Here is a 19,497-nt window from a genome sequence, read left to right on the forward strand (position 1 = left end):
CCTGCACACCTTGAGATGCCACTCCTCCCGGGAATCTCCCGGCAAGTCACCCGAACGGGGGAGGGAGGACGTCGTTGACCTGCACGTCCACCGCGGAGACCACCGGGCCGACCTGGTTGGCCAGCGCGGCGAGCACCGCGGTCCGCACCCGCTCGGCCAGTGTGTCGGCCGCCACGCCCCAGCGCACGGCAAGTCCTATGTGGACCTTGTTCTGCCCGGTGTGGACGTCCCGGACGGACCCCAGCCCGTCGAGCGCGTCGGCCGCGGCCCGCCGGGCGATGAGCACCACCACCCGGTCCGCGACGCGCACGCCGTCGGCGATGTCGTGGTAGCTCCCCGGGGCCGCCCGCACCCCGCTGAGCGCGCCGAGGGCGCGGTCGGCCAGACCCGGCGGCGTCCGGGGCCGCTCGCGCGCGGCCTCGCGCACCCCGGACCAGTCCGCGTCCAAGGCGGCCAGCTCGGCGGTGCAGTGCGGGCAGCCGGCCGCGTGGTTCGCCAGCCCGGGGTCGGCCTCGCGGCCGTCGGCGGTCAGGCGCAGCAGCTCGGCCGCCGGGGTTCCGCATGGCAATGCCGTCATCGCAACTCCTTCAGCTTCGCCAGCAGGGCCACCCTCGCCCGGTGCAGCCTGCGGTGCAAGGCGGTGGTGTCGACGCCGAGCACCTCGGCGACCTCCGCGTAGGACAGGCCCTCCAGCTCGCGCAGGACCAGGGGAATCCGCTGGGAGGGCTCCAGCGCGGCGATCGCCCGGTGCACGGCGGCGGCGCGCTCCTGCAGCAGGGTCTGGCCCTCGGGGGTGGGCCGGGCGTCCACCACGTCGACCTCGGTCAGGGAGACCGCGGTCTTCCTGCGCCGCAGGTGGGCCAAGGCCGTGTTGGAGACCACCCGGTAGAGCCAGGTGGAGACCTTGGCGTCGGCGCGGAAGCCCGGCAGCGCCCGCCACGCGGCGATCCAGGCCTCCTGCACGACGTCCTCGGCGTCGGTCGGGTCGCCGCACACGCGCAGCGCGACCCGGTACATCAGATCCGTGTGGGCGCGCACGAGCGCGTCGAAGGCCGCGGCGTCGCCCGCGGCGGCCCTAGCGGCCAGCGCCTCGTCGTCCACTCAGCCGCTCCTGCGGTAGCGCAGCATCAGGAAGCCGTTCTCGGTGGCGACCGACTCCAACGCCAACCGGGTCGGCGCGTCCGGCCGGGTGCCCGCGGCGATCCTGGTCGCGCCGCCGCCCGCCAGCACGGGGGAGACGGTCAGGTTGAGCTGGTCGACCAGGTCGGCGGCGACCAGTGCGCCGAACAGCACCGGTCCGCCCTCGCAGCAGACCCGCAGCAGCCCGCGCTCGGCCAGCGCGGCCAGCGCCGCCGCCGGGTCGACCCCGTCGTCACCCGCGACGACGACGTCCGCGCCCGCGTCGGCCAGCGCGCGCCTGCGCTCCGGCGGCGCGGAGCCGCAGGTGATCACGATCGGCGGCACCAGCGTGTCGGTGAGCAGGGGGGAGTCCGCCGGGACCGAGCAGCGGCCGCTGACCACCGCGATGGGCGGCACCTCGGAGAGCCCGCGCGCCGCGCGCCTGCGGTCGCGCAGCTCCCGGCGCTTGATCCCGCGGTAGCCCTCGGCCGATGCGGTGCCCCAGCCGACGAGCACCACGTCGGCCAGGTCGCGGCCCAGCGCGAGGATCGCCCGGTCGCCGGGGCTGGACAGCCCCGCCGACGTCCCGGCCAACTCGGCCCCGCCGTCGGCGCTGGCGACGAAGTTGACCTGCACGAACGGCGCGCTCAGCGCGGGCGGGTAGTCGTAGAGGGCTTCCAGCGCGGTGTCGTCCACCACAGCCGGTGGCGGCTGACCTGGGGATACCGGGGGGAGGGGCCACAGCATGTGCACTGGTCAATCCCAGCACGCCGCTACGCTGCCCGCATGGCACCGCCCCGCCTCGCCGAGCGCGAGCCCGTGCTCGCGCCCGAGGAGATCGTCGCCGCGCTGACCCCGCCGCCGCGCTTCGGCGCGGTCTCCTTCGACACCTACGTGCCCAACCCGGACGAGCCCAGCCAGGCGGCGGCGGTGGCGGCGGGACGCGCCTTCGCCGCGCGGATCGGCGCCCCGGCGAAGCGGTCGCTGGTGCGCAGGATCTTCGGCGGCGGCGGGCAGTCTGGGGGCAAGCCGGGGCTCTACCTCGACGGCGGGTTCGGCGTCGGCAAGACGCACCTGCTGGCCTCGCTGTGGCACGCCGCGCCGGGGCCCAAGGCGTACGGGACGTTCGTGGAGCTGACGCACCTGGTGGGGGCGCTGGGCTTCGGCGAGACCGTGCGACGCCTCAGCGGGCACCGGCTGCTGGCCATCGACGAGTTCGAGCTGGACGACCCCGGCGACACGATGCTGGTGACCCGCCTGCTGGCCCAGCTGACCGACGCGGGCGTGCGCGTGGCCGCCACCTCCAACACCCTGCCGGACAAGCTCGGCGAAGGCCGCTTCGCCGCCGACGACTTCCTCCGCGAGATCCAGGCGCTCTCCGCGCGCTTCGACGTGGTGCGCGTCGACGGGCCGGATTACCGCCACCGCGGCCTGCCCGACGCCCCGGACCCGGTCGCCGACGCCGCGCTGGCCGCGCGCGCCGCCGCGCTGCCGGGGTCCACCTTGGACGACTTCGGAGACCTCTGCGCGCACCTGGGCAGGCTGCACCCGTCGAAGTACGGGCGGCTGGTCGAGGGCGTGGCGGCGGTGCACCTGCGGGGTGTGCGGCCGCTCGACGGGCAGGACGTGGCGCTGCGGGTGGTGGCCTTCGCCGACCGGCTCTACGACCGGGCCGTCCCCGTGGTCGTGTCCGGGGCGCCGCTGTCGGAGCTGTTCACCGAGGAGATGCTGCGCGGCGGCTACCGCAAGAAGTACCTGCGCGCGGTGAGCAGGCTCGTGGCCCTCTCCCGCGACGCCGTCACCGCCTAGCGCGCCTGCCCTCGCCGGGGCGGTGCTGATCGATCAGCGCCCACACCGAGACACCGTCCTCGCGGGACCGACCCGCGGGCCGCTCGGGCTCGCCTCGCTCGCGCAGCTCGCGCCTGACCTGGTCGTAGATGGGGGTGTCGGTCACCGCCGTCCTTTCGCCGAGTTGATCGCCGCAGCGTTGATCGCTTCGCCCAGGTTACGCACGGTACGCCCTCGTGTGCGTAACGGCGCACGGTGGTCCTTTCGCTACATCAGGTGATCTCGCCGGGTGAATCAGCTACTGAGCGCCGTTTCGCGAGGGAAAGTCGCCGATGTCCGGATCGCGTGAGCGTCCCCCACAGGAAGGTCACGACCGCCGTCGACCACAGCGCCGCGCCGAGCACGTCGGTGGCGTGGTGGTAGCCCATGCCGACGATCGCGACCCCGGCGATGAGCACCAGCGGCACGACGACGGCGATCCACCGCGCGCCCGCGACGATCACCGGCAGGGCGAGGGCGGCCACCAGTGACGCGGTGTGGCCGCTCGGGTAGGCGTAATACTCCTCGATCACCCGGCCGAAGAGCGGCTTGAGCACCAGTGTGTTGAGCGCGACGGCCACCGCCGGGCCCGCGACGGCGAGCAGGGCGACGCGGGGGTGCTCGCGCGCGGTCAGCCCCACGATCACGGTGATGATCGCGATGACGGCGACCGGGTGCGTGGTCAGGCTCAGGGTGTCCAGCAGCGGCGACGGGCCGCCGATCCGCTGGGCCACCCACGTGTCGGCCGCGGTCGGACCGTCGCCGACCACCAGGCCGAGGCCGACCATGGCGGCCGCCCCCGCGAGCGCCCACAGCATGCCGTCCAGTAAACCGCTCGCGCGGCGGCCGGTGCCCGGCGGATCATCCGGGGCATGGGTTTCCTTGAGGCGTCCGGACTGGCGTGCACGCTGCCCGACGGACGGACGCTGTTCGGCGACGTCGCGATCCGCGCGTCGGCGGGGCAGGTCGTGGCCGTGGTGGGGGAGAACGGCGCGGGCAAGACGACGCTGCTGCGGATGCTCAGCGGCGACCTGCCCGCAGACGGCGTGACAGTGCGCGGCGGGCTGGCGGTGATGCCGCAGTTCATCGGCTCGGTGCGCGACGAGCGCACCGTGCGCGACGTGCTGCTCGCCGTCGCGCCCCCGGCCCTGCGCTCGGCGGCGGCCGAGCTGGACGCCGTCGAGCTGGCGCTGATGGAGGCCGACGACGAGCCCACCCAGATGCGCTACGCCTCCGCGCTCATCGCCTACGAGGAGGCGGGCGGATACGACGCCGAGGTCCTGTGGGACACCGTCACCGTGGCGGCGATGGGGCGGCCGTGGGACACCGCGCGCTTGCGCGAGGTGCGCACCCTCTCCGGCGGCGAGCAGAAGCGCTTGGTGCTGGAGGTGCTGCTGCGCGGGCGCGAACAGGTGCTGCTGCTCGACGAGCCGGACAACTACCTCGACGTCCCCGGCAAGCGCTGGCTGGAGGCCCGGCTGGCCGAGACGGACAAGGCGGTCGTGCTGATCAGCCACGACCGCGAGCTGCTCGACGCGGTCGCCACGCACGTGGTGACCGTCGAGGCGGGGACGGCCTGGACGCACGCCGGGCGCTTCGCCGGCTGGGCCCAGGCAAGGCAAGCCCGCTGGGAGCGCGTCGAGGAGCAGCGGCGGCGCTGGGACGAGGAGCACGAGAAGCTCAAGGAGCTGGTGCGCAGCCTGCAGCGCGCCGCGACGATGAGCGACGGCATGGCCAGCCGCTACCGCGCCGCGCAGACCCGCCTGCGCAAGTTCGAGGAGGCGGGTCCGCCGCCGGTGCCGCCGCGCCCGCAGCGGGTGGTGCCGCGCCTGCGCGGCGGTCGCACCGGGGTGCGGGCGCTGACCTGCGAGCGGCTGGAGCTGAGCGGGCTGATGCGGCCGTTCGACCTGGAGCTGTTCCTCGGCGACCGGGTCGCGGTGCTGGGGGCGAACGGGTCGGGCAAGAGCCACTTCCTGCGCCTGCTGGCGGGCGACACCGTCGCGCACACCGGGGTGTTCCGGCTGGGCGCGCGGGTGCGGCCGGGGCTGTTCGCCCAGACCCACCACCACCCCGAGTGGCTGGGCCGCACGCTCGCCGACATCCTCTGGCACGGCGACGGCGACCGCGCGGGCCTCGACCGGGGCGCCGCGGCGGGCGTGCTCAGCCGCTACGGCCTGGCCGCGGCCGGGGACCAGCGGTTCGAGACGCTCTCGGGCGGGCAGCAGGCGCGCTTCCAGGTGCTGCTGCTGGAGCTGACCGGGGCGACGATGCTGCTGCTGGACGAGCCGACCGACAACCTCGACCTGCACTCGGCCGAGGCGCTGCAGGACGCGCTGGAGGCCTACGAGGGCACCGTGGTCTCGGTGACGCACGACCGGTGGTTCGCCAAGTCGTTCGACCGGTACCTGGTGTTCTGCTCCGACGGCTCGGTGGTCGAGCACGCCGCGCCGGTGTGGGACGAGACCCGGGTAAAGCGGTAAGCCAGCGCAAGCAGGTGCAAATCACCGTAATCCGGTGTCATCTACTTGCGTTGATGCATCTATGCTTGCGCGCATGTCACGACGGAGATTGGCCGAGGTCGCCGAGAAGGTCGGCGTCAGCGAGGCGACGGTGAGCCGGGTGCTCAACGGCAAGCCCGGGGTGTCGGAGGTGACCCGCAGCGCGGTCCTCACCGCCCTGGACGTCCTCGGCTACGAGAGGCCGACGCAGCTGCGCGGCGAGCGCGCGCGCCTGGTCGGCCTGGTGCTGCCCGAACTGCAGAACCCGATCTTCCCCGCGTTCGCCGACGTGGTCGGCAACGCGCTGGCCCAGCGCGGGTTCACCCCGGTGCTGTGCACCAGGACCGCGGGCGGCGTCCCCGAGGCCGACTACCTGACCCTGCTGCTGGACCAGCACGTCTCCGGCGTGGTCTTCGCGGGCGGGCTCTACGCGATGGCCGACGGCCAGCACGACCACTACCAGCAGCTCGTGCGGCGCAAGCTGCCCACGGTCCTGGTGAACGCCTCGGTGGACGACCTCGGCCTGCCGACGGTCTCCTGCGACGACCGGGTCGCCGTCGAGCAGGCCTACGCGCACCTGGTCTCGCTCGGGCACGAGCGGATCGGGGCGGTGCTCGGCACGCCCGACCACGTGCCGTCGCGGCGCAAGCTCGCCGCGCTGCGCGACTGCGCGGGCGATGTCGTGGACGGCCCCGACGGCGCTGTCGAGTACACGATGTTCTCGCTGGAGAGCGGCCAGGCCGCGGCGACGGCGCTCGTCAAGCGCGGTTACACCGCGCTCATCTGCGCCAGCGACCCGATCGCGCTCGGCGCGGTGCGCGCGGTGCGCAGGCTCGGGCTGTCGGTCCCCGACGACGTCTCGGTGATCGGGTTCGACGACTCGGCGCTGATGACGGCGACCGACCCGCCGCTGACCACCGTCCGCCAGCCGATCGAGGCGATCGGCCGGGCCGCGGTCGACCTGCTCGCCGCGCAGATCGCCGGCGCCCCGGTGCCCACCGGCGAGCTGCTGTTCGAGCCGGAGCTGGTGGTCAGGGGGTCCGCGGCGCCGCCGCGCGGCTGAGGGTGGCACGAGAAGGCCGGGCGCGTGGCGTCCGGCCTTTGCGCTGTCGAACGATAGACCAACCTTGTGGAAGTTTTACGGACGCATGTCAAGTTCTTGCGTCAGGATGTCGGCTGATCGTATGGTACCGCTCACATACTTCCGGGAGAGCACGCCCGGTCGAGCGGACGGCCACACGGCCGACAGCGAGGAGGGGGTTCGCGTGAGCGGACACGCGTGGTGGCGCGGCGCGGCGATCTACCAGGTCTACGTGCGCAGCTTCGCCGACGGCGACGGGGACGGCACCGGCGACCTGACCGGCCTGCGGGCCCGGCTCGGGCACATCGCCGCGCTCGGCGTCGACGCCATCTGGCTCAACCCGTGGTACCCGTCGCCGATGGCCGACTCCGGCTACGACGTCGCCGACTACCGCGACATCGAGCCCGCGTTCGGCACCCTGGAGCAGGCCGAGCTGTTCATCGGCGAGGCCCACGCCCACGGCCTGCGGGTCATCATCGACATCGTCCCGAACCACTGCTCCGACCGGCACCCGTGGTTCGCCGAGGCGCTGGCCGCCGGTCCGGGCAGCTCCGCGCGCGAGCGGTTCTGGTTCCGCCCCGGCCGCGGCGAGGACGGCGCGGAGCCGCCCAATGACTGGCAGTCCCGCTTCGGCGGCCCGGCGTGGACCAGGGTGGCCGACGGCGAGTGGTACCTGCACCTCTACGCCCCCGAGCAGCCCGACCTCAACTGGCAGGACCCGCGCGTGCACGCGGAGTTCGACGACGTGCTGCGGTTCTGGTTCGACCGCGGCGTCGACGGCTTCCGCATCGACGTCGCCGACGGCCTGGTCAAGGACCCCGACCTGCCGGACGTGCACGGCCGCGCGCAGATTCCGCTGCCGTTCTCGGACATGGACGGCGTCCACGAGGTCTACCGGCGCTGGCGCGGCATCGCCGACTCCTACGCGGAGCCCAGGGTCTTCGTCGGCGAGATGTGGCTGCCCGACCCCGAGCGCTTCGCCCGCTACCTGCGCGCCGACGAGCTGCACTCGGCGTTCAACTTCGACTTCCTGTCCTGCGCCTGGGACGCGGAGAAGCTGCGCGGCTGCATCGACGCCACCCTGTCGGCGCACGCGCCGGTCGGCGCGCCCGCCACCTGGGTGCTGTCCAACCACGACGTCACCCGGCACGTCACCCGCTACGGGCGCGACAACACCTCCTTCGGCTTCGAGGACCGCCAGCACGGCGCGCCCAGCGACCGCGGGCTGGGGGTGCGCCGGGCGCGGGCCGCGGCGATGCTGGCCATGGCGCTGCCCGGCGGCCTGTACGTCTACCAGGGCGAGGAACTGGGCCTGCCCGACGTGGAGGACCTGCCCGACGAGGTGCGCCAGGACCCGGTGTTCGCCCGCACCGGCGGCGCGGACATCGGCCGCGACGGGTGCCGCGTCCCGCTGCCGTGGTCGGGGGACGCCCCGCCCTACGGGTTCAACGACACCGGCGCCGCGCCGTGGCTGCCCCAGCCCGGGGACTGGGGGCCGCTCACCGCCGCCGCCCAGGACGGCGACCCCGCCTCGATGCTGGAGTTCTACCGGGCGGCCCTGCGCCTGCGCCGGGACCTGCTCGGCGACGGCGCGCTGACCTGGGTGGACCAACCCCCGGGGGTGCTCGCCTTCACCAGGGAGAACCTGGTGTGCGTGGTGAACCTGTCCGCCGAGTCGGTCGCGCTGCCCGACGGCGAGGTGCTGATGGCCAGCGGGCCGCTGGACGGCGCGCTCCCGCCGGACACCACGGTCTGGGTCGCCCGCTGACAGACGGGGCCGGGGGCGCCGCTGCCCGCGCGCGGCGCCCCCGGCCCGCCATCGCGTCCTGGACATCCAGCGCACTGGAGGTTCTACGGTGGTGGGGACACATGATCAAGGGGGAGTGAATGCCCGTAGAGCTGAACCACACCATCGTCCACGCCACCGACAAGAGCGCGTCGGCGGCGTTCATCACCGAGGTGCTCGGCCTGCCCGCCCCGGTGCCGTTCGGACCGTTCCTGACCGTGCCGCTGGCCCACGACCTGACTCTGGACTACTACGAGTCCGGCGGTGAGATCGCCGCGCAGCACTACGCCTTCAAGGTCCCCGACGCCGACTTCGACGCCGTCCTGGCGCGCGTGGTGGCCCTCGGCCGGACCTACTGGGCGGACCCGTACCACCGGCAGGAGAACGAGATCAACACCAACGACGGCGGTCGCGGCTTCTACTTCGAGGACCCCGACGGCCACAACATGGAGGTCCTGACCCGCTCCTACGGCTCCGGCTCGTAGCCGGCGGGCCTTCCCGCTCCGCCCGCCGGGGCGGGAAGGCCGGACCGCGTCAGGACTCGGGCGTGTAGAAGGCCGTCGTCCGCTCGGCCGCGGCCCACGCCTGCTCGGGCGGCGTCCCGGCGGCAATGCTCGCCTCGGCCCACTTGTCGCTCGCGGACTTGTTGAACCGCAGCCCCTCCTCGGACCCGGCCCACGCCATGAAGTCCGCCGGGTCCAGCGGGCTCGCCCCGCCCAGGTGCAGCCCCAGGCCCATGACCGCGCCGTCCCAGCCCACGCCGGTCGCGCCCGGCCCGTAGGTCTCCCACAGCTCGTCCTTGACGTGGGCGACGTGCTCCAAGGCGAAGCGGGTCCCGCCGTCGACCTCGGTCAGGGTGACCTCGATCCAGGAGACCTCGCCGCCGAACTCCCAGGTGGCCGCGAACGAGCGGGGCGCGTCGCAGCGCTCGACGGTGCCGCCCGCGTTGCCCTCCAGCTGGTACTTGCCGCCCACGGCCAGCTCGCCGGTCACCGGCAGGAACCACCGGGGCAGGCGTTCGGGGTTGGTGAGGGCGTCCCACACGTCGGCCTGGTCGGACTTGTAGGTCTGGGAGATGGTCAAGACCCGCGCCTCGCCCGCCTCCAGGGTCCGGGTGCCGAGTGTGCGGGTGACGGAGCTGATCTGGTGGTCGACGTCGATCATGGTTGTCCTCTCTCGCGGCGGCCCCTGGCCAGCTCGGTGGCCAGGGCGTCCAGGTGCGGTGTCCAGAACCGCCGGAACCTGTGCAGCCACGCGTCGACCTCGCGGAGGGGGTCGGTGTTCACCGAGTAGAGCCGTCGGGCGCCATCGGGGCGGACGGTGGTGAAGCCGTTGTCCCGCAACACCCTCAGGTGCTGGGAGACCGCGGGCTGGGTGATGCCGAACTCCTCCTGGATCACCGCCGACACCGCGCCCGATGTCCGCTCGCCGTCGGCGAGCAGCTCCAGGATGCGGCGTCGGACGGGGTCGCCGAGGACATCGAACGCGTGCACGGTCGGGACATTATCAGTAGGAACTTATATAAGCAATCGCTAACGCAATCTGGTGCTGACGGCGGTCTCGACGCTGAACTCGGTCGGGTGCGGGTCGTCGGCGTCCGGGTGGGGGTTGCCCTGGTGGCCGGTGCGGTTCGGCTCCCAGGAGTTGTCGCCGCCTGCGCCGTGGAAGTCGTAGCCCTGCACGATGGCGACGTCGAGGTGCTGGAAGGTCTCCGGCACCTCCCGGCCCGAGGCCACCTCGGCGGGGTCGGCCGGGTCAAGGCATGCAGCTCGTAGCGCTTGCCCGTGGTGGCGCCCAGCTCGTCGAGCTGCTTGCGGAACTCGGCAGGCAGCAGCGTGTGGCGCCTTGAGCGTGCGCAGCTGGTTCAGGTTGCCCCGCAACGGTTCCCACTCCGGTATCGGCGACTCCGTCGACCGACTGGGCGGCGGAGAACGGGCGCGCGTAGTCGGCGGCGGTCGGGGCTGGGTGTCGTCGGCGGGGGGCGGATGCACAAGCCTGAGTGAGGCTCAGCTCTGACGGCTGTTCTCGGCTCGGCTGTGTGGGCCTTGCTCAGGTCTTCTGGGCGGGGATGCGCACGTGCCGTCCAGGCGGACCGAGGCCGTCGACGGCTCGGCGGACCGACGGCAGGTCGCCGTCGAAGAGCCAGACCACTGTGCCCTCGGGGGTTTCCCGGAAGGCGTGGACGTGGGCGGGGTCGAAGACCGCGACCGTGTCGGCGGAGTCGTCCGCCCAGGTCCGGGTGGCGAGGAAGGCGGCGAAGTCGGCGGGGTGCCTGGTCCAGCCGGTGGACAGCAGGTGCCGGGCGAAGTCGCGGACGTCGCCGGGGTGGGCGGATTCGTGCTCGTGGGCGGAGTGTGGTGGCCGGTCCGCGGATGCACCGCCGTGCCGGGAGGTCGACGGGTCGACGTGCGGGACGGCGGTCGGGGGATCGACGCGCGGACCGGCCGACGGGGCGCCGCCGCTCGGGGGATGCGGCGCCTGCGTCCGGGCCTGGGGCGCGTTGCGGAACGTCACTCGCGGTTGCCCCTTTCCGGACGTCGTCAGCCGGGGAGCGCCCGCCTGCGGCGACTGGGCGTCCGGGAGCGGACGGGGCTCCCCGGGCGGGAGCCGGACTCCCACCCGGGAAACGCTAAGTTGTAGTCCACTACATTGGCGAGTCCTTCGATTGGGTGAACTACCAGACACGGCCGATGCGGCAGGCTGTCCGGGGTGCCAGACGAGGGAGGTCCACTGTGGTCGCCAGCAGTCCGACCGTGCTGAAGCGCTGGATCGCGTTCGAGCTGCGCAAGCTCCGCGAGGGCGCGGGCATCAGCCGGGAGCGGGCCGCGGCCTCGATCCGCGGCAGCGTCACCAATATCGGGCACATGGAGGTGGGGCGCTCGCTGCCGGGGCCGCTGGAGCTGGAGCGGCTGCTGGAGCTCTACGGCGTCGCCGAGCGCATCGAGTTCTGGCTGGAGCTGCGGCAGCGGGCCAAGAAGGGGCGTGACTGGTGGATCGGGTTCGGCGACGCCGTGCCCGACTACTTCACCCTCTTCCTCGGTATGGAGCACAGCGCCGCGCAGGTCGAGAGCTTCGACGCGCAGGTGGTCCCCGGACTGTTCCAGACCGCCGACTACGCCAGGGCCGTCTTCCGCGCGCTGCGGCCGGAACTGGGCGAGGCGGAGATCGACCGACAGGTTGATCTCCGCCTCGCCCGTCAGCGTGAAGTGCTGGACCCAGAGTCACCTCCGCTGCTCTGGCGGATCATCGCCGAGCCCGCGTTGCGGTGGGAGGTAGGCGGTCGGGACACCCTGCGTGCACAGCTAGGCTCTCTGCTGGAACTGGCCGAACGGCCGAACATCGAGCTTCAGGTGCTGCCGTTCTCCGCGGGCGCGCACGTGGGGGTCGACGGGGCGTTCAGCGTGCTGACGTTCCCGGCCGAGCTGGAGAGCGACTCGGGAGTGGTCTTCGCGGAGACGCGGGTGCAGGGCTACTACTACGAGGAGTCCGAGCAGATCACCCGCTACCGCAACGCCCTCTCCAGGCTGCGGGTGCAGGCGATCAGCCCAGCGGACTCTCCGGCGTACATCCACCGAATAGCGAAGGAGCTATGAATCCCATGAGGTACCAGGAGGTCGCGGGCGGCCTCCCCGCCGGGACGCCGTGGCGCAAGTCGACCTACAGCGCCGAGAACGGGTGTGTCGAAGTAGGACCGTCCACCGCCGCCGTCGTCGGGGTGCGGGACACGAAGCTGGCCGGGGCGAGCCCGGTGCTGGTGTTCCCGGCCGGGGCGTGGTCCGCGTTCACCGGCGGACTCCGCTGAGTGAACACCGCCCGCCGGGCTGAACCGGTGTGGTGAACGACAGTGCCCCGGTCCACACGCAGCGTGGACCGGGGCACTCGTTCGCCGGACGCCCGATTCGATGATGCCGCACCTGAGTGACCGTCGCCATCGGTAGATTGGGGTCATGGGGGAACGACATCGGGTGCCCTACGCCGACCCGGGGGAGCCGGACGCCCGGAGCCCGGGGCGCTTCCTGTGGTGGCTGGTCCTGGCGCAGAAGCGCCACACGGCGGCGGGCTCGCTCTGGGGGAGCCTGTGGATGTGCGGGCTCATCCTGCCGCCCTACCTCGTCTCCCGCGCGCTGGACGCGATCGACGCCCGCGACACCGCCGCGTTCGCGTGGTGGATCGCGGCGCTGCTGGCCGCGGGAGTGGCGAGCGCGGTGCTGGCCTGGCTCCGCCACCGGACGATGACGCTCGCCCGCGGCGACGCGATGTACCGCACGGTGCAGGTCGTGGTGCGCCACACCGCCCGGCTGGGCGCGGAGTTCCCGCGCAAGCTCTCGGCGGGCGACCTGGCGAGCGTGCAGGCCACCGACATCCTCCGCGTCGCCAGGGTGATGACGCTGACCGGCCCCGGTGTCGGCGCGGTGGCCGCCTACGCGCTGACGGCGGTGGTGCTGTTCGGCATCTCCTGGCTGCTCGCCATCGTCGTCCTGCTGGGCGTTCCGGTGATCGCGCTGTCCCTGGGGCCGCTGCTGGCGGGCCTGCGCGAGCGCGAGGTCGGCTACCGCGAGCGGCAGGGCGCGCTGACCGCACGGGCCGCCGACATCGTGGCCGGGCTGCGGGTGCTGCGCGGGATCGGCGGCGGCGCGGAGTTCAGCAGCCGCTACCGCGCCGAGTCCCGGGAGCTGGTCGCCGACGGGTACCGGGTCGGGGCGATCACCAGCTGGGTGTACGCGGCGGCGGCCTGGCTGCCCGCGCTGTTCCTGGCGGCCGTCACCTGGATCGCGGCGCGGATGGCCGCGTCCGGGGAGGTCACGGCGGGCGAGGTCGTCGCGGTCTACGGCTACGTGGCGATCCTGGTCGTCCCGGTGGCGTTCCTCGTCGAAGGAGCCGACGACCTCGCGCGGGGCCTGGTGTCGGCGGCGCGGGTGGTCGAGGTGCTGACGGTCCCGGTGCCCGAGCCGGGGACGACGCCGGTGCCCGAGGGGGCCGTCGTGGTGGACCGGTCGGGGATCACGGCCCTGCCGGGCGAGCTGACCGCCGTCGTGGCCGCCGACCCCGCCGCGCCCGAGCGCCTCGCGGGCTACCGGCCCGGTGCGACCTGGGGCGGGGTCCCGGTGGCCGACGTCGCCGACCTGCGGTCGCGGGTGCTGCTGGCCGACGACTCCGCCCACCTGTTCCCCGGCCCGCTGCGCGCCGTCCTCGGCGGCGGCGACCCGAGCGAGGCGATCAGGGCGGCGGCGGCCGAGGACATAGTCGACGGCCTCCCGCACGGCCTGGACACCGTCGTGCAGGGCCAGGGCTCGGACCTCTCCGGCGGCCAGCGCCAGCGCGTCCGCCTCGCCCGCGCCCTGCACGCCGACCCCGAGGTGCTCATTCTGGTCGAGCCGGCCTCCGCGGTGGACGCGCACACCGAGGCCGCCATCGGCGCCGGGATCGCCGCGTGCCGCAAGGGGCGCACGACAGTGCTGTTCACCGCCTCGCCGCTGCTGCTGCGCCACGCCGACAGGGTCCGCTTCGGCGATCGGGAAGGACGCCACGAGGAACTGATGGCGCTGCCCGCCTACCGCGAGGCGGTGGACCGGTGACGGCGTTTCCCGTGGCCGACGAGGCCGCGACGCGCGGGGAACTGCTCGGGCTGGTCCGGGGGGAGCGCGGGGCGCTGACCGTCGTGCTGGGGTTGATGGTCGCGGCGACGGCGGCGGGGTTGGCGGGCCCGTGGCTGCTCGGGCGGATCATCGACACCGCCGGGTCGCCCGGGGCGCGGGTCGACCTGCTCGCCGCAGCGGTCGCCGGGTTCGCCGTCGCGCAGCTCCTGCTGGTCAGGGCGTCGCGTCTGGCGGCGCACCGGCTGGGGGAGCGGGCGACGGCGCGGCTGCGCGAGCAGTTCCTCGACCGGGTCCTGGCGCTGCCGAGCCGGGTGGTGGAGCGGGCGGGCACCGGCGACCTGGTGACCCGGTCGACGGTCGACGTCGGCACCGTCGGTGTGGCCCTGCGCGACGCCGCCCCGGACCTGGTCCTCGCCGCCGCGGAGGCCCTGCTGCTGTTCACCGCGGTCTTCGTCCTGGTCGATCCGCTGCTCGGGGTCGCGGGGCTGGTGACGCTGCCGGTGGTCGTGCTCGGCATCCGCTGGTACCGCAAGCGCGGCAGGAACGCGTACCTGGCGCACGGCGAGGCGACGTCGTCGGTGGCGGAAAGCATGTCCGCCACGGCGGAAGGCGCGCGCACGGTGGGCGCGCTCGGCCTGGCCGAGGCCCGCGTCGCCGACTCCGACGCCACCATCGACACCGTCTACCACGCCCGGATGCGCACCCTCGCCCTGCGCCTGCGCGTGTTCCTCAGCGTTGACCTCTCCCACCGGGTGGCGCACGTCCTCGTGCTCGCCGCGGGCGGCGTGGCCGCCTTCCACGGCAGGCTGACCGTCGGCGAGGTGGCCGCCGCCGCCCTGTACGCCTGGCAGCTGGCCGATCCGCTGAGCCGCATCGCCCAATGGCTGGAGCAGGTGGAGGGCAGCGCCGCCGCCCTCTCCAGAATCGCGGGCGTCGCCACCCCACCCGACCCGACCACCGACACCACCCCCGCCGACGACCGCGTCACCCTCAGCGGCGTGCGCTTCGCCTACATCCCCGGCAAAGACGTCCTGCACGGCATCGACCTGGAGGTCCGCCCGGGGGAACGCCTGGCGATCGTCGGCCCGTCCGGGGCAGGGAAGTCCACTGTAGGCAGACTGATCGCCGGCCTGGAGCGCCCCCGCGCCGGCCGAGTCCTCCTCGGCGGCGTTCCGGTCGCCGACCTGGACCCCGCCACCCGAAACGCCCTGGTCGTCCTGGTCTCCCAGGAACACCACATCTTCCGCGGAACCCTGCGCGACAACCTGGCCATCGCCGCCCCGGACGCCGACGACCACACCCTCACCGCCGCCCTCACCACCATCGGCTGGCCCACCACCCCCGACCTGGACACCCCCCTGGCCGCCCTACCCCCCGCCCACGCCCAACTGATAGCCATGACCAGAGTCGCCCTCCGCGACCCGCACACCGTCGTCTTGGACGAGGCAACCTCGGTGATGGACCCACACTCCGCTCGAACCGCCGAGCGGGCCCTTTCCGCTGTCCTTACCGGACGGACGGTCATTGCCATCGCCCACCGGCTTCACACTGCGGACGCCGCTGATCGGGTGGCGGTGGTGGATCGGGGGCGGATCGCTGAGTTGGGCACGCCTGCGGAACTGTTGGCTGCCGGTGGCTCCTACGCGGCACTGTGGCGCTCGTGGCATGGGGGGGATTGAGTGAGGGAAGGAAGGTGAGGTAGGGCAGGGCGGGGTGAGGAAGGCGACGTAGGGCAAGGCGAGGCAGGGCAGGCCAGGACACAGGTGAGGATGGCGAGGCGGGGCCGGGCACATGAGGCGAGGTTGTGCGGGGCTGGGTGAGGCTGAGGTGAGCGGGGCAGCTGGCCCGGGGGCCACTGCTCATCCTGTCCACCCCACCGGACCCCGCCCACCCAACGCAACCACCACGGAACATCACCACGGCGGACGAGCGGTCATCCCCCCATCAACACAAACATCCTGCCCCGTGACAAACGCGGCCATCGGCGAAGCCAGGAACACACAAACATCCCCCACAGCCGAAGCCGGAACCAACTCCCCCAACGGAACCACCTCACGCCACCGCCGAACCCCCTCCTCCCAGTCCAACCCCTCCCGATCCACCAACCCAGGCGACACCGAGTTCACCCGCACCCCCACCCGCCCGTACTCCAACGCAGCGGACCGGGCGTGCATCACCACGGCGGCCTTCGACGCGCAGTAGTGCGCATGCCCCTCGGCAGGCGCATGCGCCTGGATCGACGCCACATGCGTCACCGACCCCCCACCCTGCCGGGCCATGATCCCCGCGGCGGCCTGCGTGCACGCGAACACCGACGCCACGTTCACGTCCACCACCGCCCGCCAATCAGCCAGGGACATCCCCGCCAACGCCTGATCCGGCTGCACCCCGGCGCAGTTCACCAGCGCGTCCAACCTCCCGGCCCACCCCGCGGCCTCCTCCACCAGCCGCAGGCACTCGGCCTCCATGGCCAGGTCCGCCCCCAGAGCCACCGCCCGGACCCCCAACGAGCCCACAAGCTCCTCGGCACTCACCCGATCCCGGTGGTAGTGTGCGACAACAGCCGCCCCCGCCGCCGCGAACCGCCGGGCGATCCCGCTCCCCACTCCGCCACTGGCCCCCGTGACCAGCACCGCGGTCCCCCGCAGGTCGATCACGAATCCACCCCGGGCGGCATCCTGACCGGCGCGCCCGGCCGCGACAGCGCGTGGATCAGCTCGGCGTGTGAGGGGTAGGCCAGGGCCAGCACGCCCGGATCGCCGCCCATGTAGTCCGAGGGGACGAATCCCGGCGCCATCGTCGTGCCGCACAGTGCCCACCGGCCGCCCGGTCGGACCCGTGCTCCCATCCACGTCCCCGCGGGCACCGTCAGCTGCACGTGCTGGCCCGCCATGATGTCGGGCCCCAGCACCGCCACCCGTCCGCCGGCTCCGAGCAGCAGCAGGTCGACCGGGTCGCCCAGGTAGCGGTGCCACACCTCGTCCACCGGAAGTCTGTGCAGGGCAGAGAATCCGTCGCCCTCGGTCAGCAGGACCAGGATGGCCGACCCCGCGGGACGTCCCGCGGACACCGGGCCCGCCCACGTGCGCCGGTAGCGGCCGCCCTCCGCGGGCAGTGGGCGCAAGCCGTACAGCTCGGCGATCTCGTCAGCTGTCGCCTCCATGAGGCCACAGTACGTGGAAGCTAAACGGTGACCACGGTGGGTCCGGCGGCGCCGAGTTCGGCGGCGACCTCGGCGTCGATGTCGGAGTCGGTGATCAGGGTGTCGATGTCGCCGAGGTCGGCGAAGCGGGCGAAGTAGTCGTTGCCGACCTTGGTGTGGTCGGCGAGCAAGACGCAGCGGCGGGCGCAGCCGATGGCGGCGCGCTTGACCATCGCCTCGGCGGGGTCGGGGGTGGTGAGGCCGCGTTCGACCGACAGGCCGTTGGTGGCGATGAAGGCGACTTCGACGAAGGTGTCCTTGAGCGCCTGCAAGGCCCAGGCGTCGACCGTGGCCAGCGTGCGTGTGCGCAGCCTGCCGCCCGCGAGCATCACGGTGAGGTTGGGCCTGCCCGCCAGCGACAGGGCGATGTTGACCGAGTGGGTCACCACGGTCAGCTCGCGGTCCGGCGGCAGCACGTCGGCGAGGCGGGCGGTGGTCGTGCCCGCGTCGAGGAGGATGGTGCCCTCCTCGGGGAGCAGGGACAGCGCCGCCTTGGCGATGCGCTCCTTCTCCCCGGTCATGACCGTGTCGCGGGCGGCCACCGCGGGCTCGAACCCGATGCGCTCCACCGGGATCGCCCCGCCGTGCACCCGGCGCAGCACGCCGTGGCGCTCCAGGACGGTGAGGTCCCGGCGGATGGTCTCGGTGGTGACGGCGAACTCCTCGGCCAGCGCGGCGACGTCCACCCGTCCGCGCGCCCTGGCGCGGTCGAGGATCACCTGCTGACGCTCCTCGGCGTACACGAGACGGGAGCATACACCGTGATGTTGGTTGTGGTGTGGCTTTCTGTGGTTACGTGTTGGCGAGGGCTTGTGGTCCCACATGAACGGAGGTAATCTCACCCAAATCAACGGGGAGGTGGGCGATGTTCGTCACGCTGACGGCCAATCCGAGCGTCGACCGCACGGTCGAGGTCCAGCGGCTGGAACGCGGCGGGCTGCACCGCGCGAGCGGGGTGCACGTCCAGCCGGGGGGCAAGGGCATCAACGTCGCCAGGGCGCTGGCGCGCAACGGGTTCAAGTCCCGCGCGGTGGTCCCCGCGGGCGGCGCGGAGGGCGCGCAGCTCATCTCGCTGCTGGCCGACGACGGCATCGACGTCGTGCGGGTCCCGGTGCTGGGCCCGGTGCGCTGCAACATCACCGTGGTCGAGCCGGACGCCACCGTGACCAAGCTCAACGAGGCGGGCGCGCCGCTGTCGGAGGCCGAGGTGGCCTCGCTGCGCACCGCCGTCCTCTCCCACCTGGAGGACGCGGCGTGGGTGGTCGCCGCAGGCAGCCTCCCGCCGGGCGCGCCCACCGGCTTCTACGCCGACCTGGTCACCGGGGTGCCGGGGGTCAAGGTCGCCGTCGACAGCAGCGGCCCCGCGCTGGGTCAGGCCGTCGCCGCGGGGGCCGCCCTGGTCAAGCCCAACCTGCCCGAGCTGGAGGAGGCCGTCGGCCGCCCGCTGCCGACCCTGGCCGACGTGGTCGCCGCCGCGCGCGAGCTGCTGGCCGCGGGCGCGGGCTCGGTGCTGGCCAGTCTCGGCGGGCACGGCGCGGTCCTCGTCCAGCACGACGGCGCGTGGCACGCCGAGGCCGACGCGGTGCCGCGCAGCACGGTCGGCGCGGGCGACGCGATGCTCGCGGGCTACCTGTCCGCGGGCGGTGGGCCGGAGGGCCTGCGCGCGGGGGTGGCCTGGGGGTCGGCGGCGGTCTCGCTGCCGGGCAGCACGATGCCGGGTCCGGCGGAGGTCCGGGCGCACCGGGTGCGCATGCACCCGCAGATCGACGGAGCACGCGAACTCCGCTAACGGGAGCCAGCTCGACGGAAGGGGTCAAAGATGACCACTGCTCAACGCGCGCGGGTCAGCATCCAGCGCTTCGGCGGCCACCTCGCGGGCATGGTGATGCCCAACATCGGCGCGTTCATCGCGTGGGGCCTCATCACCGCGATGTTCATCCCGTCCGGCTGGATTCCCAACGAGGACATCGCCCAGCTGGTCGACCCGATGATCAAGTACCTGCTCCCGGTGCTGATCGGCTACACCGGCGGCCGGATCGTGCACGGGCAGCGCGGCGCGGTCGTCGGCGCGATCGCCACGATGGGCGTGGTCGTCGGCGCGGACATCCCGATGTTCCTCGGCGCGATGATCGTCGGTCCGCTGGGCGGCTTCCTCATCAAGCTGTGGGACGACAGGGTCGGCGAGAAGGTCGCCCCGGGCTTCAAGATGCTCGTGGACAACTTCAGCGCCGGCATCATCGGCGGTCTGCTCGCCATCGGCGGCCTGTTCTCCATCGGCCCGGTGGTCGAGGGCATCACCAAGGCGCTCGGCAACGGCGTGCAGTGGCTGGTCGACGCGCACCTGCTGCCGCTGGTGTCGGTCATCGTCGAGCCGGCGAAGGTGCTGT

Annotated in this window: 22 protein-coding genes and 1 pseudogene; 11 read left to right on the forward strand and 12 right to left on the reverse strand. The window is 73.3% G+C overall.

What is annotated here, in order from left to right:
* Positions 1-46 precede the first annotated feature (46 nt).
* The 3 genes from ACFPM7_RS12330 to ACFPM7_RS12340 are packed head-to-tail and all read right to left on the reverse strand — an operon-like array spanning position 47 to position 1,818.
* Positions 47-577: a hypothetical protein gene (locus tag ACFPM7_RS12330; RefSeq protein WP_378247170.1), complete on the reverse strand. Its 531-nt coding sequence runs from the start codon at positions 575-577 to the stop codon at positions 47-49.
* The gene (locus ACFPM7_RS12335) at positions 574-1,101 is read right to left on the reverse strand and encodes an RNA polymerase sigma factor (protein WP_378247172.1); all 528 of its coding nucleotides are present in this window, start codon (positions 1,099-1,101) and stop codon (positions 574-576) included. The genes ACFPM7_RS12330 and ACFPM7_RS12335 overlap by 4 nt, the downstream gene beginning before the upstream one ends.
* Positions 1,102-1,818, reverse strand: a complete 717-nt coding sequence (locus ACFPM7_RS12340) for a pyrimidine reductase family protein (protein ID WP_378247174.1) — start codon at positions 1,816-1,818, stop codon at positions 1,102-1,104.
* A gap of 87 nt (positions 1,819-1,905) precedes the next feature.
* On the opposite strand from ACFPM7_RS12340, the gene zapE reads away from it, so the two are divergent.
* Positions 1,906-2,928: a cell division protein ZapE gene (zapE, locus tag ACFPM7_RS12345; RefSeq protein WP_378247176.1), complete on the forward strand. Its 1,023-nt coding sequence runs from the start codon at positions 1,906-1,908 to the stop codon at positions 2,926-2,928.
* Here zapE and ACFPM7_RS12350 read toward each other — a convergent pair.
* Together ACFPM7_RS12350 and ACFPM7_RS12355 are read right to left on the reverse strand one after the other, a co-directional pair.
* A complete protein-coding gene (locus ACFPM7_RS12350) occupies positions 2,918-3,073 on the reverse strand; it encodes a hypothetical protein (RefSeq protein ID WP_378247178.1) in 156 nt (51 codons plus the stop codon). The two genes, zapE and ACFPM7_RS12350, sit on opposite strands and share 11 nt — an antisense overlap.
* A 106-nt stretch (positions 3,074-3,179) precedes the next feature.
* Entirely contained in the window at positions 3,180-3,764 is a 585-nt protein-coding gene (locus tag ACFPM7_RS12355) for a phosphatase PAP2 family protein (RefSeq protein ID WP_378247180.1), read from the reverse strand.
* 54 nt (positions 3,765-3,818) lie between these two features.
* On the opposite strand from ACFPM7_RS12355, the gene ACFPM7_RS12360 reads away from it, so the two are divergent.
* The 4 genes from ACFPM7_RS12360 (at position 3,819) to ACFPM7_RS12375 (ending at position 8,796) form a co-directional block, all read left to right on the forward strand.
* Positions 3,819-5,426, forward strand: a complete 1,608-nt coding sequence (locus ACFPM7_RS12360) for an ABC-F family ATP-binding cassette domain-containing protein (RefSeq protein ID WP_378247182.1) — start codon at positions 3,819-3,821, stop codon at positions 5,424-5,426.
* 73 nt (positions 5,427-5,499) lie between these two features.
* Positions 5,500-6,507, forward strand: coding sequence for a LacI family DNA-binding transcriptional regulator (locus ACFPM7_RS12365; protein WP_378247184.1), 1,008 nt, complete (start codon positions 5,500-5,502; stop codon positions 6,505-6,507).
* Positions 6,508-6,709: 202 nt separating this feature from the next.
* Positions 6,710-8,293, forward strand: coding sequence for a glycoside hydrolase family 13 protein (locus ACFPM7_RS12370; protein ID WP_378247185.1), 1,584 nt, complete (start codon positions 6,710-6,712; stop codon positions 8,291-8,293).
* A 119-nt stretch (positions 8,294-8,412) separates the two neighbouring features.
* Positions 8,413-8,796, forward strand: a complete 384-nt coding sequence (locus tag ACFPM7_RS12375; RefSeq protein WP_378247187.1) for a VOC family protein — start codon at positions 8,413-8,415, stop codon at positions 8,794-8,796.
* 49 nt (positions 8,797-8,845) lie between these two features.
* Here the strand turns inward: ACFPM7_RS12375 and ACFPM7_RS12380 are convergent, their stop codons facing one another.
* From ACFPM7_RS12380 to ACFPM7_RS12395, 4 genes and pseudogenes are all read right to left on the reverse strand, one after another.
* A complete protein-coding gene (locus ACFPM7_RS12380; protein ID WP_378247189.1) occupies positions 8,846-9,475 on the reverse strand; it encodes an SRPBCC family protein in 630 nt (209 codons plus the stop codon).
* Positions 9,472-9,804, reverse strand: coding sequence for an ArsR/SmtB family transcription factor (locus ACFPM7_RS12385; RefSeq protein WP_378247191.1), 333 nt, complete (start codon positions 9,802-9,804; stop codon positions 9,472-9,474). Before ACFPM7_RS12385 ends, ACFPM7_RS12380 begins: the two co-directional genes overlap by 4 nt.
* 54 nt (positions 9,805-9,858) lie before the next feature.
* Positions 9,859-10,261: pseudogene (locus ACFPM7_RS12390) on the reverse strand (glycosyl hydrolase family 18 protein); the annotation flags it as partial.
* Positions 10,262-10,360: 99 nt separating this feature from the next.
* Positions 10,361-10,825: a hypothetical protein gene (locus ACFPM7_RS12395; protein WP_378247193.1), complete on the reverse strand. Its 465-nt coding sequence runs from the start codon at positions 10,823-10,825 to the stop codon at positions 10,361-10,363.
* Positions 10,826-11,043: 218 nt separating this feature from the next.
* Here ACFPM7_RS12395 and ACFPM7_RS12400 point away from each other — a divergent pair, with 218 nt between their 5' ends.
* From ACFPM7_RS12400 to ACFPM7_RS12415, 4 genes are all read left to right on the forward strand, one after another.
* Complete coding sequence (locus tag ACFPM7_RS12400) at positions 11,044-11,904, forward strand: DUF5753 domain-containing protein (RefSeq protein WP_378247195.1); 861 nt, start codon at positions 11,044-11,046, stop codon at positions 11,902-11,904.
* A 5-nt stretch (positions 11,905-11,909) separates the two neighbouring features.
* Positions 11,910-12,113, forward strand: a complete 204-nt coding sequence (locus ACFPM7_RS12405) for a DUF397 domain-containing protein (RefSeq protein ID WP_378247197.1) — start codon at positions 11,910-11,912, stop codon at positions 12,111-12,113.
* Between the two features lie 145 nt (positions 12,114-12,258).
* A complete protein-coding gene (locus ACFPM7_RS12410; RefSeq protein WP_378247199.1) occupies positions 12,259-13,887 on the forward strand; it encodes an ABC transporter transmembrane domain-containing protein in 1,629 nt (542 codons plus the stop codon).
* Complete coding sequence (locus tag ACFPM7_RS12415) at positions 13,884-15,587, forward strand: ABC transporter ATP-binding protein (RefSeq protein WP_378247201.1); 1,704 nt, start codon at positions 13,884-13,886, stop codon at positions 15,585-15,587. The genes ACFPM7_RS12410 and ACFPM7_RS12415 overlap by 4 nt, the downstream gene beginning before the upstream one ends.
* Positions 15,588-15,821: 234 nt before the next feature.
* Here ACFPM7_RS12415 and ACFPM7_RS12420 read toward each other — a convergent pair whose 3' ends face one another.
* From ACFPM7_RS12420 to ACFPM7_RS12430, 3 genes are read right to left on the reverse strand one after another with little or no spacing between them, the layout of a single operon-like run.
* On the reverse strand, positions 15,822-16,565 hold the full coding sequence (locus tag ACFPM7_RS12420; RefSeq protein ID WP_378247203.1) for an SDR family NAD(P)-dependent oxidoreductase: 744 nt from the start codon (positions 16,563-16,565) through the stop codon (positions 15,822-15,824).
* Positions 16,562-17,071, reverse strand: a complete 510-nt coding sequence (locus ACFPM7_RS12425; protein ID WP_378247205.1) for a cupin domain-containing protein — start codon at positions 17,069-17,071, stop codon at positions 16,562-16,564. The genes ACFPM7_RS12420 and ACFPM7_RS12425 overlap by 4 nt, the downstream gene beginning before the upstream one ends.
* Before the next feature lie 20 nt (positions 17,072-17,091).
* The gene (locus tag ACFPM7_RS12430; protein WP_378247207.1) at positions 17,092-17,853 is read right to left on the reverse strand and encodes a DeoR/GlpR family DNA-binding transcription regulator; all 762 of its coding nucleotides are present in this window, start codon (positions 17,851-17,853) and stop codon (positions 17,092-17,094) included.
* A gap of 122 nt (positions 17,854-17,975) precedes the next feature.
* Between ACFPM7_RS12430 and ACFPM7_RS12435 the strand changes: the two genes are divergently transcribed.
* Both ACFPM7_RS12435 and ACFPM7_RS12440 read left to right on the forward strand, forming a co-directional pair.
* Positions 17,976-18,899 (forward strand): 1-phosphofructokinase family hexose kinase, encoded by a 924-nt coding sequence (locus ACFPM7_RS12435; protein ID WP_378247209.1) that lies wholly within the window; start codon positions 17,976-17,978, stop codon positions 18,897-18,899.
* A gap of 30 nt (positions 18,900-18,929) precedes the next feature.
* A partial coding sequence (locus tag ACFPM7_RS12440) for a PTS transporter subunit EIIC (protein ID WP_378247211.1) occupies positions 18,930-19,497 on the forward strand: 568 nt, incomplete at its 3' end.

The organism is Actinokineospora guangxiensis, from assembly GCF_042657845.1.
Classification (GTDB): domain Bacteria; phylum Actinomycetota; class Actinomycetes; order Mycobacteriales; family Pseudonocardiaceae; genus Actinokineospora; species Actinokineospora guangxiensis.

Excerpts from the sequence above, each read along its gene's own strand:
- ACFPM7_RS12405 (WP_378247197.1), top strand. The coding sequence starts at position 11,910 with ATGAGGTACCAGGAGGTCGCGGGCGGCCTCCCCGCCGGGACGCCGTGG.
- ACFPM7_RS12365 (WP_378247184.1), top strand. The coding sequence starts at position 5,500 with ATGTCACGACGGAGATTGGCCGAGGTCGCCGAGAAGGTCGGCGTCAGC.
- ACFPM7_RS12410 (WP_378247199.1), top strand. The coding sequence starts at position 12,259 with ATGGGGGAACGACATCGGGTGCCCTACGCCGACCCGGGGGAGCCGGAC.
- ACFPM7_RS12360 (WP_378247182.1), top strand. The coding sequence starts at position 3,819 with ATGGGTTTCCTTGAGGCGTCCGGACTGGCGTGCACGCTGCCCGACGGA.
- ACFPM7_RS12355 (WP_378247180.1), bottom strand. The coding sequence starts at position 3,764 with ATGCTGTGGGCGCTCGCGGGGGCGGCCGCCATGGTCGGCCTCGGCCTG.
- ACFPM7_RS12425 (WP_378247205.1), bottom strand. The coding sequence starts at position 17,071 with ATGGAGGCGACAGCTGACGAGATCGCCGAGCTGTACGGCTTGCGCCCA.
- ACFPM7_RS12435 (WP_378247209.1), top strand. The coding sequence starts at position 17,976 with ATGTTCGTCACGCTGACGGCCAATCCGAGCGTCGACCGCACGGTCGAG.
- ACFPM7_RS12330 (WP_378247170.1), bottom strand. The coding sequence starts at position 577 with ATGACGGCATTGCCATGCGGAACCCCGGCGGCCGAGCTGCTGCGCCTG.
- ACFPM7_RS12380 (WP_378247189.1), bottom strand. The coding sequence starts at position 9,475 with ATGATCGACGTCGACCACCAGATCAGCTCCGTCACCCGCACACTCGGC.
- ACFPM7_RS12375 (WP_378247187.1), top strand. The coding sequence starts at position 8,413 with ATGCCCGTAGAGCTGAACCACACCATCGTCCACGCCACCGACAAGAGC.
- zapE (WP_378247176.1), top strand. The coding sequence starts at position 1,906 with ATGGCACCGCCCCGCCTCGCCGAGCGCGAGCCCGTGCTCGCGCCCGAG.